At 69.3% G+C, this 12,373-nt stretch carries 12 protein-coding genes and 1 pseudogene; 2 read left to right on the top strand and 11 right to left on the bottom strand.

The annotated features are described in order from the left end of the window. The coding region (locus F4X11_03130; protein ID MYN64007.1) for a metal-dependent hydrolase at positions 1-268 on the bottom strand (268 nt) is incomplete at its 3' end. Positions 269-342: 74 nt separating this feature from the next. On the opposite strand from F4X11_03130, the gene F4X11_03125 reads away from it, so the two are divergent. Then, positions 343-1,197: a pyrroline-5-carboxylate reductase gene (locus tag F4X11_03125; protein MYN64006.1), complete on the top strand. Its 855-nt coding sequence runs from the start codon at positions 343-345 to the stop codon at positions 1,195-1,197. 191 nt (positions 1,198-1,388) lie between these two features. Here the strand turns inward: F4X11_03125 and F4X11_03120 are convergent, their stop codons facing one another. The 10 genes and pseudogenes from F4X11_03120 to F4X11_03075 all read right to left on the bottom strand — a co-directional run bounded on the left by F4X11_03120 (position 1,389) and on the right by F4X11_03075 (position 10,551). After that, positions 1,389-2,012 carry a cytochrome c gene (locus F4X11_03120; GenBank protein ID MYN64005.1) on the bottom strand — a complete coding sequence of 208 codons (624 nt, stop codon included), beginning with the start codon at positions 2,010-2,012 and terminating at the stop codon, positions 1,389-1,391. Then, entirely contained in the window at positions 1,969-3,288 is a 1,320-nt protein-coding gene (soxC, locus tag F4X11_03115) for a sulfite dehydrogenase (protein ID MYN64004.1), read from the bottom strand. Before soxC ends, F4X11_03120 begins: the two co-directional genes overlap by 44 nt. Before the next feature lie 175 nt (positions 3,289-3,463). Next, positions 3,464-4,021 (bottom strand): hypothetical protein, encoded by a 558-nt coding sequence (locus F4X11_03110; protein MYN64003.1) that lies wholly within the window; start codon positions 4,019-4,021, stop codon positions 3,464-3,466. Between the two features lie 128 nt (positions 4,022-4,149). Continuing rightward, positions 4,150-5,145, bottom strand: coding sequence for an isocitrate lyase/PEP mutase family protein (locus F4X11_03105; protein ID MYN64002.1), 996 nt, complete (start codon positions 5,143-5,145; stop codon positions 4,150-4,152). Positions 5,146-5,208: 63 nt separating this feature from the next. Further along, a complete protein-coding gene (locus F4X11_03100) occupies positions 5,209-5,430 on the bottom strand; it encodes a hypothetical protein (protein MYN64001.1) in 222 nt (73 codons plus the stop codon). Continuing rightward, the gene (locus tag F4X11_03095; protein MYN64000.1) at positions 5,427-5,999 is read right to left on the bottom strand and encodes a UbiD family decarboxylase; all 573 of its coding nucleotides are present in this window, start codon (positions 5,997-5,999) and stop codon (positions 5,427-5,429) included. The genes F4X11_03100 and F4X11_03095 overlap by 4 nt, the downstream gene beginning before the upstream one ends. A gap of 73 nt (positions 6,000-6,072) precedes the next feature. Beyond that, on the bottom strand, positions 6,073-7,251 hold the full coding sequence (locus F4X11_03090; protein MYN63999.1) for a Fic family protein: 1,179 nt from the start codon (positions 7,249-7,251) through the stop codon (positions 6,073-6,075). A 184-nt stretch (positions 7,252-7,435) separates the two neighbouring features. Continuing rightward, positions 7,436-8,314: a VOC family protein gene (locus tag F4X11_03085; protein MYN63998.1), complete on the bottom strand. Its 879-nt coding sequence runs from the start codon at positions 8,312-8,314 to the stop codon at positions 7,436-7,438. 21 nt (positions 8,315-8,335) lie between these two features. Then, a complete protein-coding gene (locus F4X11_03080; GenBank protein ID MYN63997.1) occupies positions 8,336-9,172 on the bottom strand; it encodes a phosphatase PAP2 family protein in 837 nt (278 codons plus the stop codon). 74 nt (positions 9,173-9,246) lie between these two features. Next, positions 9,247-10,551 (bottom strand): annotated as a pseudogene (locus F4X11_03075) (hypothetical protein). A gap of 350 nt (positions 10,552-10,901) precedes the next feature. On the opposite strand from F4X11_03075, the gene F4X11_03070 reads away from it, so the two are divergent. Then, the gene (locus F4X11_03070) at positions 10,902-12,323 is read left to right on the top strand and encodes a DUF1192 domain-containing protein (protein ID MYN63996.1); all 1,422 of its coding nucleotides are present in this window, start codon (positions 10,902-10,904) and stop codon (positions 12,321-12,323) included. Positions 12,324-12,373 lie beyond the last annotated feature (50 nt).

Below are 12,373 nucleotides of genomic sequence, written 5' to 3'. Positions count from 1 at the left end.
GGTCCCGCCCCCGCCAGCGCGCCACCGCCCGATCCAGGAGGAGCAGCAGCGCCGTCAGCACCAGCGGGAGGACCACCATCGCGAGCACGCCATGCGTCCACCCGCGGCGGAACCCGAGCGACAGGTCGCGGCTGACGAACATCGTGACGGCGTCGATGTCGGGCGCGTTGGCCCCGAGGATCAGGGCCGGAGCCGAGAACGGAGTCCAGTCTCTCAACCGGGTCTCGGCCAGGGTGGCGCCGGCCAGGGTGTGGGCGATGGGGTCCATGGGGCGCCACTAGAATACTCAAGCTCGGCCGGATCCCCCGGCGGGCATTCCGGGGAGCAGGCGTGACGAAGAACGTGTTGAGTGACTTGAACGTGGCGTTCGTCGGGGCGGGGGCGATGGCCTCGGCCATGATCGGCGGCCTGTTGGCGCGGCACGACGTGCAGGCGGGGGGCATCGTCGCGAGCGACCGCCACCGGGAGCGGCTGGACGCGGTGGGCGGGCAGTTCGGGGTCCGGACGACCCTCGACAACCGCGAGGCCGCGCTGAACGCGCAGGTCATCGTGCTGTCGGTGAAGCCGCAGGTGCTGCCCGGGGTCCTGGCGGAGCTGCGCGGCGCCGGCGCGATAGACGCCGCCGCGCTGGTGGTCTCCATCGTGGCCGGAGCGACCATCGCCTCCATCTCCACCGGCCTCGGGCATCGCGCCATCGTGCGCACCATGCCGAACACGCCGGCGCAGGTGGGGGAGGGGATGACGGTGTGGACGGCGACGCCGGAGGTGTCCGAGGTGCAGCGCGAGCAGGCCGGGGCCATCGTCGCCGCCCTGGGCCGGCAGCTCTTCGTCGAGGAGGAGAAGTTCCTGGACATGGCCACCGCCATCAGCGGGTCGGGGCCGGCCTACGTGTTCCTGATGATGGAGGCGCTCATCGACGCGGCGGTCCACCTCGGCTTCTCGCGCGACGCCGCGCGGGAGATGGTGGTCCAGACGATCCGCGGATCGGCGATCTATGCCGAGCATCAGCCGGTCCATCCGGCCGAGCTGCGCAACCGGGTCACGTCTCCCGGCGGGACCAGCGCCGACGCGCTGTACCAGCTCGAGAAAGGGGGGTTCCGCACGGTGATGTCCGACGCCGTGCTGGCCGCCTACGAGCGCAGCGTGGCCCTGGGCGAGATGAGTACGAAAGCCGCCTCGGAGCAGGCGCGCCGGTAAGGTCGCGCCCGCAATCCTGCTGGTGCGTTGGGAGTTTCGCTCGCGAACTCCTGTGCCGCAGACTCCTGGCGATCCAGCGGAGACCTGGGAGCCTGCGCCGCAGAACGCAACGACGCGAGGTTCTGCGACGCAGGGTCGTGGAGCGGGGGGGGATGGGCCGAAACGCCGAGCCGGCGAGGCGTTTCGGGGCGCTAGCGGGCCGGCGGGATCTCGAACCCCCGCCGCGTGTCCGGCGTCCACTCGCCCGGCATGACGTAGTCGTCGCGCCGCGGCATCCTGACCTGCGACAGGCTCTCCGCGTCCATGACGTCGTCCTCGCCGATGATGCCGTTGCGGTAGAGCAGGTAGGCGGTCACCGCGTAGGCCTCGTCGTCGGTCAGGACGCCGGGGCGGTCGTAGGGCATGACGCGGCGGATGTAGTCCCAGACGCTCGGGGCGAACGGCCAGTGCCGGATCGGCCAGTAGTTGGTGCGCGTCGTGACGTCGCCGCCCACCAACGCTATCGACGGACCCTCGCTGCCGGTCGGGCCGTGGCAGTTCGAGCACCCGCGCCGCCCGAACACCATCTCCCCCTGGGCAGGGGTGCCGCTTCCCGGCGGCAGCTCCGCGCCGTCCGGGCCGATGATGCGGTCGGCCCGCTCCGCCGCGGTCGGAGCGCGCCCGAGGCCGGAGGGCGAAACAGCCTGCTGCGCCTCGGCGACCGCGCCGGCCAGCAGGATGGCCCCGGCCAGCACGCCCGCGAGCCCAACGGCCGTGCGCCGCGCCTCCCGGCTACCCGTGAACGTCCACCACCACGTCGGTCGGTGCGAGCCCATTGGTCACCTTCCCGTCGGCGCCGACCTTCCACGGCTGGATCCAGTTGCAGTAGCCGAGCTGGCTCTGGATCGTCCCGTAGAGTTGCCCGCGCGTGAGGCCCCAGTAGCGGGCGTACTCTTCCTCGGTCGGCTGCAACTGCCCCCGCTCGTCGAGGCAGCGCGACTGCAGCACCGCCTCCTCGCCGTTCCAGCGCCACGGCAGGTGGAAGCGGGTGTGGGCCTTTGGCAGCACCGGGCCGGCCAGCTCGGCCTCGTGCCAGGTATGGCCCCCGTCGGTCGAAACCTCGACCCTGCTGACCTTGCCGGCGCCGGACCAGGCCAGGCCGCTGATGACGTGCAGGCCGTGGCCGTGCAGCTCCTGCGAGCCGGACGGCCGCGTGATGACCGAGTTGGGTCCGAAGTCGTAGGCGTCGCGCTGCGTCTTCGGGTTCGGCGTCAGGAAGCGGGAGTGCTCCTGGAACGACAGGTACGGTTGATCCACGACCTTGATGCGCTTGAGCCACTTCACGTTGTAGATGCCCTCGAACCCGGGCACCAGCAGGCGTAGCGGGTAGCCGTGATCGGGCCGCACCGGCTCGCCGTTCTGCCCGTAGGCGACGAGCACGTCGTCGAGCGCCTTGGCCAGCGGCAGGCTCTTGGTGTGCTTGCCGCGGTCGGCCGCTTCGGCGATGACCCACGACGCGCCGTTCTTGACGCCCACCTCGTTCAGCAGCACCGACAGCGGCACCCCGGTCCATTCGCTGCACGCCATCCGGCCGTGCGTGCCGGTGACGGTGGCGGCTCGCGGGTTCGGCCGGTTGCCGACGCATTCCAGGAAGTGGATGCGCGAGACGAACGGCAGCCGTTGCAGCTCGGCCATCGTGAACACGAGCGGCCGTTCCACCATCCCCTCGACCAGCAGCGTGTGCTCGGCCGGGTTGATGTCGGGAATGCCGTAGTAGTGCTGCGTGGTGAAGTGCAGCGACGTCGGGGTGATGGTCCCCGTCGACTCGCCCAGCGGCGTGCGCGCACTGGGGCGGTAGGGTTCCGGCCGGATCCGGGGGGTGTCGTAGTGGCTGCGGCCCTCGACCTCGCGCGTCGTGGTGACGAAGCGCGAGCGGCGGCCGTAGAGGACGCTCTCCAGTGAATTGTTGTCGAGCATCGAGCGCGTCGGCTCGGCGGCTCCGGCCGCGGCCGGCTCGGCGACCAGCGCCAGACTCGGCGGCGCGGCGACCAGGCCCGCGGCGGCGGCGCTCTTCTTCAGGAACCGGCGCCGGCTCGTCTGCGTCTTGCCCATCGATCCTCTCCTCGGCTCCGATCGGGAGCGCTCTTGTCCGCGGTCGACGACGTTCCGCACACGATACCAATCCGTGATGCGGTCGACAACGAAAACCTGGCCCGCCGCGGGCCGGATTCCCTGCGCTCTCGGACGCTTCCAACCGGCGCCGGGTCCGGGAATCCGCCGCGTGCTCCTACGGCCAGAGCCAGCCGAACGTGCCGGCGGTCAACAGCGCGTAGACGGCGCCGTCGAACATCGTCAGGAAAGTGAAGCGCCAGCTCCGGTACCACCAGATGCTGCTCTGGAGGATCGCCAGGGAATAGCCCGCGAAGGCGACCATGCCGACGACGCGAAAGACGAGGCCGTACTCCGCGCCCGGCCCGAGGGTGAGCCCGGCCGTGTAGCCGGCGACTGCGCCGACCAGCAGGCTGTAGCCGAACCAGCGGGCGAGGCTCGTGCCGATGGCCATCGGCCCGTTCGGGATCACCGTGACGAACGCCACCGGCCCCGCCTTCATCTTGTCGATGAACGCCGGCTCGTTCATCTCCTTCGTGCTCGCCGGACGCGGCATGACGTAGTCGCCCGGCGGGATCTCGAACGGCCGGAGGGTATCCATCACCTTGGCCTCTTCGGGGAAGGCGCGGGAGTCGCCAGCGTGGTATTGCAGCACCATGTGGATGATCGAGCTGACGACGAAGACGAGGATCCCCGAAAGCAGAATGGGCAGCCAGAGCGCCGGGACCGAAACCATCACGACCTCCTGAAGAGTGGTTTTCTACGTGCAGGTGCGCAGGTCGAAGGACGAGGAGGCGCCCCGACCGGTCCGAGGAAGCGGTCGGGCGCCTCCCGCGAGGCGCCGCGAGCACGAAATGGACAGGGCTACTGCCCGTCCTCGCGCAGCGCGTTGAACTCCCGGGCCCGGTTCGTCGTCGCCTCGTTGCCGATCAGCTCCAGGCGCCGGTTGCCGGGGAGCGACAGCGACGCGGTGTCGCCGAGCTGGCCGTCGCGCATCAACTCGTCCATCGCCCGGTCGATGGCGCCCGCCGCGATGGCCCCCATGGCGCCGACGAACAGGACCCCGACCCCGGCGTCGCGGGCCGCGGCCAGCGAGGGCGCGCCGGTCAGGATGGGCTTCCCGGCCATCTCGACCGCGCGGCGGCACTGGTCGAGCGGAATGCCGGGCACGAAGATGAGGTCGCCGCCCGCCTCGGCGTAGCTCGTCACGCGCTCGAGCGCGTCCTCGAGGGGGCCGCCGTCGGCGACCACGTCGCTGCGCACCAGCAGCACCAGGTCGTCGTCGCGCCGGGCGTCCACCGCCGCGTGCACCTTGTCGACCATCGCCTCGCGGCCGAGAATCTTGCCCTCGTCGTAGCCGGCGAGGTGCTTGGCGCCGTAGAGGTCCTCGATCATGACGCACGCCGCGCCGGCCTTCTCCATGCGCTGCACCGTGCGGTAGACGTTCAGCGGGTTCCCGCCGCCGTCGTCGGCGTCGGCGATGATCGGCGTCGCGATGCGGTCCGCGGTGCGGCCGCAGAACTCGACCAGGTCGTCCATCGTGATCATGCCGAAGTCGCCGATGCCGTACTTGCTGAACGACAGGGCGCTGCCGCCGGTCATCACGATCTGGAAGCCGTGCATCTCGGCGAGGCGCGCGGTGGCGACGTCGCCGCAATTGACGCAATAGGGCGGATCGTCGCCGCCCAGCAGTTGGCGGAAGCGTGCGCCGGGGCTGTCGCCGCCGCTCGGCTGCGCCGCGGCCGCGCGGCCGGGGATGGCGGCGGTGGCGAACGCCGCGCCGGTGACGGCGCCGGCGCTCTCGATGAACCGCCTGCGCGAAGGCTTCGGTGTCGGGTCGTTCTGCGGCTTGCTGTGCATCGGTGATCTCCTCGCCTGCGGACCGTCGGTCCGGGCTCTCTCCGGTGTCGGCTCACTTTACTATCACCGCGCTCGCCGCGCGGGCAATTGCGGTCCGCGGCGCAGCAGGTCCGGATTCTCCCGTTCGAGCCGGGCACGGTCCATGTGCTGCAACATCCGCTCCTGCTCCGGATCGCGCGGTCTTCTGCCGGCCGGCCGACCGGGGGGCTCGGCGGCGAGCATCTTCGCCCAGCGCTCGCGCTTGAGCCGCCGCACTTCGGCCTGGAACTCGTCGTAATCGATCATGGTCGGCCCACTTCCTGCTCGATCTGTCGCAGGCGTTCCGCTTCCTCGGGGGCAGCGTTCGTCCGCTCCCGCAGGTAACTCCAATCCAGGCGATTCGCGTACAGGTGCGCGAGACGCCGGGTCCAGCGTCCGTCCTCGTCGCTCTTCCAATGCACCCAGGCGCGCAGGCGGTCGATCAGCAGATCCTCCACGCCGAGGATCACGACGCGGAGGCCGTCGACGGAGACCTCGGTACGGGGAGCGTCCTCGCCCGGCAGACCGGCCGGCGCGGGCGCCTCGAAGACCAGATCGAGGTCCGCGTGGTACCAGAAGCGGCCCTCCTTGGTGAATCCGAGCGCGGCGAACGCGGCGTCCACCTCCGGCCCGTGCGGCAGCGCCAGGTCCATGTCGTGCGTCGCGTAGCCGCCGGCGGTATAGAACTCCAGCGCGCCGCCGCCCACCAGGACCGGCTCGATGCCCAGCGGGGCGAGCTGCGCCGTGAGCAGCCCGAGCGCGAGCAGCCGCCGCCGGCGCGGGTCGGCTTCGTCATGCAGGCTTTCAAGTCGCTCGTCGAGGTCCTGGCGCTCCATAGAAGGTCAAGGTCGATCCGTTCGCGCGCCGGGGCGGGGCGGTGGCCCGTTCTGCGATCCCGCTGCCAGCGGCTCACACCCGTCGTGCCGGCACTTGGCGATGCAGCAGTTCCGTATGCGCCCGGTAGCCTCCCGCCTGCTCATCATGCACGACGAGGCCCATTTCCATCAGGAGTCTCAGATCCCGAAGGAGCGTCGTCTCCGTCAGGTTGGAGTATTTCCTTGCCAGGCTCAAGTTCAGTACAGCCAGTTTCTCGATCGGAACCACTTCCCCCAACGGGAAGTGCAGCATCAGCTCTCGCCGGCGCTTGAAGACGCCTTTCTTCCGATATCGCTGTGCGGCGAAGCGGTCGTGAATCAGTGCCCGCCACGCGATTCTGAACTGATCCTGCAGAATGGTCCCAAGCGTTTCCAGCAGGCCATCGAGGTAGCCCTGGACGGCATAGGCGATGAAAGCGCCGAGGTCACGGTTCCTGTGCCCCTGCTGGAGCTCCCGGTAGTACCTGGGCCGCGTGAGGTTGTAGAAGTTCGACAAGATGTGGGAAGCGATATCCGGATTGCCAGCCCGCAGCAGGAGGTAGAACTCGATCATTCGGCCGGTCCGTCCGTTGCCGTCTCCGAACGGATGGATCCACTCGATGTAGACGTGGGTCACGATTGCCTGAATCACGGCGTCCGTGAAGGATGGCGAGTCCTCGCCCCCCGGGAACTCCTCCTGAAGCCATTCGCACAGCAGGTCGACGAGGGTCGGCACGTCCTCGGCCCGAGGACACCGATACGGCCCGACTACCCGTTCGTCCGTACGAAACCGTCCCGGGACAGCGTCGAAGTGCTCGCCGAGATCGGCTCCGATCTGCCTGTGGAACTGCAGCATGAGCGCCGCCGAGACGGGAGGGGTGCCGCCACGGCCGGCGACTTCTCCGACGATGTCGTTCATGGCGCCAATGACATTGCGAACCTCGCGTTCCTGGTACTGCTTGCTGGGCGGCAGCGATTCGCCGTCTGCGACCCGCTCAACTTCGGAGTCGGTCAGTGTATTGCCCTCGATCGCGGTGGTCGCCTGGGCACCCTTGATCAAGGCCACCCGTCCCAGTTCCTTGTAGCGATCCGGGCTGAGCGGCGTCTCTCGGATCGCTCGAATGATCGCATTGCACTGGCCAAGCTGGTAGTGGACGTCAGGGCCGAATTCCCAGTGCCGGCGGAACTGAAGGTGGGGATAGCGCTCCGCGATCGCGTTGGGCACGACAGGCATGACAAATACATGGTAATATTTGTCGCCATAAATGTAAAGTAATCTGCCGGCCGCCCAAGCCTCAGGGGTAGAGGCAGGAGACCGCTTCCCGCCGGCGGGCTGGGGCGGCCCGAGCAGACTGGCGTCGATCCGTCCCGCGAACCGACGCCAGTAGTGAGCGAGTGACTGGACGCGGCGCCCGGCGCTACACGCGCGGCTGCACGATCTCGATACGGACGCCGTCCGGGCCGACGACGAACGAGATCAGCATGTCCTCGCCGAGCGGGTTGGTGAACGGGCGCGGCTCCATCGTGAAGTCGACGCCCTTGCCCTTGATTTCCTCGGCCGCCGAGCGGAGGTCGGGGAATTGCCAGCCGAGGTGGTCGAAGGCGCGGCCTTCGGTCGGCGCCAGCTCGCCGTCGTGTTGCGAGATGAGCAGCCAGACGGTGCCGTAGCGCAGGCCCGCGATGCGGCCTTTCAGGCTGTCCCGCTCGCCGGCGAAGATGTGCTCGTACCAGTCGAGCGCCGCGGCCGGATCGGCCGACCGCAGGTGCAGGTGGTGGAAGCCGAGCCACTCGGTGTCCTCGACCACCTCGATCTTGGTGCCCCACGGGTCCTCGATGAACGCCAGCTTGAAGAGGCCGTCGATCTCCCGCATGGGCTCGAGGATCCTGATGCCGGCGGCCTCGAACGAGTCCATCTTGGCGGCCAGGTCGGAGAACGAGAACCCGATGTGGTCCACGCCGCTGCCCACGCTCGGGCCGGTGGGCTCGCGCTCGAAGAAGATGATGAGCGTGTCACCGGCGGCGCAGGCGTTGTGCCGGCCGTAGTCGGTGCACCCCATATGGGTCATGTACCACTCCTTGGCCTCGGCCGCCGACGTCGCGATGAGATGGATGTGGTGGTAGTCGGCGGCGGCGGCGACCGTGGGGGCGCCGGTGAGCCAGGCGATCAGCGCGACGAGCGCGAGCAGTCTGCGAGTCATGGGTATCCCTCCAGGTGAGCGGCCTCCGGGAGTCTGCGCGGCAAACGGTACAGACGCCCGGCCAGACCCGGTTGGGCGGCAATCGGAGCCGCAGGCCATGTTTGTCGGGCCGGCGACCGATTATAGCGAGAGGAAGGCGACGCCCCAGGCGGCGATGCCGACCGCCAGGCCGAGCAGGGTGTCGAGCGTGTAGTGGTAGCGCGCGAGCACCGTGGCGACGACGATGCTGGACGCCACCAGCAGGAACCCGGCGCCGGTGGCGGGGGCGCCGACCGTGACGATCGTCAGGGCGACTGCCACCGACGTGGCGGCGTGTCCGCTCGGACAGGTGTTCACCTGCACGCTCATCCGCTGCAGCACCGACGTGTTGAGCCGGCGCAGGCTCGGGTGGGGCATCCAGAGCGGGCGGTCCGACGCGAGCGCGCGTGGCGGGCGCGTCTGGATCCAGGGCAGCATGCCGTAGCAGGTGAATCCCGCGATGAGCGCCGCCATCCAGAACGCGTCCGCGTTGCCGCGATGTCCGAGCGCCAGGAACACGCCGAAGCCTACCGGGACGAAGGGGTACGCCAGCAGGTACGTGGCCTCGAACCACGAGGCGACCAGCCGTGGCGCGCGCGCGGCGGCGCGGCGCACGCCGGTGCGTCGAAACAGCCAGGTGTCGAACGCCAGCAGGCGGCGCTCGAGCCGCAGGGAGGGCCGCAGGAAGAAGAGGCCGGATACCCAGTAACTCTGCAGCAGATAGATCGCCGGCACCCAGTCGCGGATGATGCGCAGGCTGGGCGACGGCCGGAGCTGCGACAGCATGACGGCCAGCACGATGCACACCAAGCCGACGAGCAGCACGCGGCGGCGGCGTGCGGGCGCGAGCGGGCGCAGGCGCGAGAGGACGATCAGGTAGAGGAAGAAGCCGCAGACGATCCACTCCGTGACCCAGAGTTGGCGCAGATCGAAGGCCATTTCTGCTCAGGCTACCCGATTGCTCTCGTGGATGCAGCGTCGGTTTCGTTCTGTACCGATGTTTCGGTCGCGGGGCCGGTGCGCAATACCCGGACGCAGGGCGCCACCAGCCAGGACACCCCGACCACCCTTCCCGCCAGGATCGCAATCGACGCCGCGACGGCGCCGGTGAGTCCGAGCCCGTGGATCGTGGCGGCCAGCGCCGCCGCCACCGTCAGCACCTCGAGCGCGGTCGCCCGGGCCGTCGGGCGTGTGTGGCGGGCGTGCACCAGCACCCCTCTCTGCAGGTGCAGCGCGACCGAGAGCGCGGGGAAGACGGCCAGGATGGCCAGCGGCAACAGCGCGAACTCCGCGAGCTCCCGGCTCAGTCCGGAAACCGTCCGGAACCACACGTTGGCCAGCGGCGTCAGGGCGATGGCCGACAGGCCGGCCGTGGCGGCCACCGCCAGCAGGCCGGCGAAGTTGCGCAATCGCGCGAAGTGCTCGCGGCGTGGACCGAGGAGCGCGATGACGACCTCGAGGTACGAGAGGCCGACCGCGCGGAAGATGAACGTCAGGCCATGGATCACCGGCAGCACGGCCAGCGATTCGACCGGGAAGCGCGCCCGGCCCATGAAGAAGGTGACGAGCGGCTGGGCCGAGAGGGCGATGAAGGTCGTCAACCCGAGCGGCGCGTAGAAGCGGACGAGAGCCCGCAGGCGGAGCGGAGCCATGCGTGCCGCGGGGCGGGGGCGGTCGAGAAGCTCGGCGACGATCTTCCGGGACATCAGCCGGCTCGCCAGCGCCTCGGTGACGACCGCGGCCGACAGGGCCAGCGCGCCGACGCTGGCGCCCGGCAGGCCGGTGGCGAGGAACGTCCCGATCGCCGTCAGCGACATGGCGGTGACGCGGATCACCGTGCCGTAGGCGACGCGCCGCGTCTGGTCGTGGCGGATGAGCAGCCCCTGGCGGAATCGGCGGTAGGCGATGGCCGCGGGCCACGGCAGAAGGATGGCGAGCGCGCCGTGGGTCAGAGCCGCGACGTCGGCCGGAAGGCGAAGCAGTCCGGCGACGGCGTCGAACACCGGCGGCAGGAGGACCAGAAGCTGCACCGCGGTCACGAGCCCCGCGAGCCCGAGCGCGAACCGCCGCAGGGCGCGGTAGCTCGCGGCGTCCTCGACCAGCGCGGTCGAAGCGCTCATCAGCATGATGACGGGCGACTCGATGATGATGGCGAAGGCGAATGCCACGCCGAACGCCGCGAGGTTGATCGTGGCGTCCGGCAGCCGCGCGATGATGGCGGCCAGGTAGGGGCCCTCGACCGCCATCATGAGCCAGGTGCCGGCGAGCGGAAGCCAGAAGGCGAAGATGCGGCGGTAGGCGAGCGGCGCCGTCGTCATCCGGCGGATCCCGATGCCCGGGCAGCCGTCTCGGAAGGCCCAGTAGTGAGATCGAATCTCATTTTTCTTGACCGACCAAATCAGTCGGATCTATAGTTCTCCTCGCCAACTGAGACGTAATCTCATTTCTGGCCGCCGGCCCGACGGAGGAAGTCCCGAGCCGAGACGGTGTTGCAGGGGCGTTCGGAAAGTGAAACGGCCCGCCCGGTGCGGCAACACCGAGTGGGCCTGCTGAACGCTCGCCCCGCGTTTCCCAAACCCTGGTTGCACGGCGTGCGGCACGTTGCAGCGACTCCCATTCTAGGGGCGGGCCCAGCGCCACGCAACCGCATTGTGATGGAGGTGGCGTGATGGCGACTGGGCGATTTCATTCCACGCTGGCCGCATTTGCGGTGGCGCTGGCGATCGGATTGAGGGCCGCCCCCGCGGTCGGCGCCGGCCCGAACGAAGCCGGTTTCGCGGAGTCGACGGAGGGCGTCCTGGTTCCCGCGGGAGCCGGAGCGACCGTGGCGCCGGCGGCCGGTACGGAAGCCGAGACCGCCGCGGGCGAGACGGAAGAGCAGGACACCGAGGAGCAGGACACCGAGGGGCAGGAGGTCGACGTCGAGGAGCTCGAGCGGCGCATCGAGCTGCTGGCCGAGGAGATCGAACGGCTGCGGAGCGGCGAGTCCGCGAACGAATTGTCCATCGATCAGGCCCGCGCGCTCGGCCTGGCGCCGTCGGCGGCCGCGACCTACGCGATCGACTCGGGCGTGTCGATCGCCGGTTACGGTGAGATGTTGTATGAGAACTACGCCTCGGACAAGACGACGCAGTTCGACTACCTGCGGGCCATTCTGTACACCGGCTACCGGTTCAGCGACAAGTTCCTGTTCAACTCGGAGATCGAGGTCGAGCACGCGAAGGAGATCTTCGTCGAGTTCGCGTACGTCGACTACCAGGCGACCCCGAACTTCGGCCTGCGCGCCGGCATGCTGATGATTCCGATGGGCCTGGTCAACGAGTTCCACGAGCCGACGGTCTTCATCGGGGCCGAGCGTCCCGTGACCGAGAACAAGATAATTCCCTCCACGTGGCGGGAGAACGGCGGCGGGTTCTACGGCGCGTTCGACAACGTGGCGTTCCGCGCGTACGTGGTCAACGGGTTCAGAGGCACGAACTTCTCGGCGGGCGGCCTGCGGGGCGGGCGTCAGAAGGGCGGCAAGGCCTATGCGGACAACATGGCCTTCACCGGCCGCCTCGACATCACGCCGATCCCCGGGGCCTTCTTCGGTGGCAGCTTCTACACCGGCGGATCGGGACAGAGCGAGGTGGCGGACGACAGCGGCCGCATCGACGGCGTGCGCACCAACATCTTCGACGTGCACGCGCAGGTTCAGGCCCGGGGCGTCGACTTTCGCGCCCTGTTCGCGCAGGCCGGCCTCGACGACACGTCGATGCTGAACCAGGTGCTCGGCCTGGAAGGCAGCAAGGGCGTCGCGGAGAAGATGCAGGGCGGCTACGTGCAGCTCGGCTACGACCTGCTGTCGCAGGCGCCGGGAGCCGCCGGCGTGGCGCTCACGCCGTACCTGCGCTACGAGAAGGTCGACACCCACACCGCGCTGGCGGCAGGGTTCACCCGCGACCCGGGCAGGAACAACACCTACACGACCTTCGGCATCGAGCTGAAGCCGAACCCGGGCGTCGTTTTCAAGGTGGACCACATGTGGGTCAGCAACGCCGCTGACAGCGGGGTCAACCAGTTCAACGTCAGCGTCGGATACGCGTTCTAGGAGTCTGCGCCGCAGAAAACAGATGCGACAATTGTAGGCGCGAGCCGACG

The organism is Acidobacteriota bacterium (assembly GCA_009861545.1).
Classification (GTDB): Bacteria; Acidobacteriota; Vicinamibacteria; order Vicinamibacterales; family UBA8438; genus WTFV01.
The sequence above is the reverse complement of the archived record's forward strand: the minus strand, read 5'-3'. Positions and strand labels throughout refer to the sequence as shown.

Bases quoted from the DNA above. Each gene is read 5' to 3' on its own strand.
- F4X11_03120 (MYN64005.1), bottom strand. From the start codon at position 2,012: ATGGGCTCGCACCGACCGACGTGGTGGTGGACGTTCACGGGTAGCCGG.
- F4X11_03110 (MYN64003.1), bottom strand. From the start codon at position 4,021: ATGGTTTCGGTCCCGGCGCTCTGGCTGCCCATTCTGCTTTCGGGGATC.
- F4X11_03090 (MYN63999.1), bottom strand. From the start codon at position 7,251: ATGCCTGTCGTGCCCAACGCGATCGCGGAGCGCTATCCCCACCTTCAG.
- F4X11_03095 (MYN64000.1), bottom strand. From the start codon at position 5,999: ATGGAGCGCCAGGACCTCGACGAGCGACTTGAAAGCCTGCATGACGAA.
- F4X11_03085 (MYN63998.1), bottom strand. From the start codon at position 8,314: ATGGCCTGCGGCTCCGATTGCCGCCCAACCGGGTCTGGCCGGGCGTCT.
- F4X11_03080 (MYN63997.1), bottom strand. From the start codon at position 9,172: ATGGCCTTCGATCTGCGCCAACTCTGGGTCACGGAGTGGATCGTCTGC.
- F4X11_03105 (MYN64002.1), bottom strand. From the start codon at position 5,145: ATGCACAGCAAGCCGCAGAACGACCCGACACCGAAGCCTTCGCGCAGG.
- F4X11_03100 (MYN64001.1), bottom strand. From the start codon at position 5,430: ATGATCGATTACGACGAGTTCCAGGCCGAAGTGCGGCGGCTCAAGCGC.
- soxC (MYN64004.1), bottom strand. From the start codon at position 3,288: ATGGGCAAGACGCAGACGAGCCGGCGCCGGTTCCTGAAGAAGAGCGCC.
- F4X11_03070 (MYN63996.1), top strand. From the start codon at position 10,902: ATGGCGACTGGGCGATTTCATTCCACGCTGGCCGCATTTGCGGTGGCG.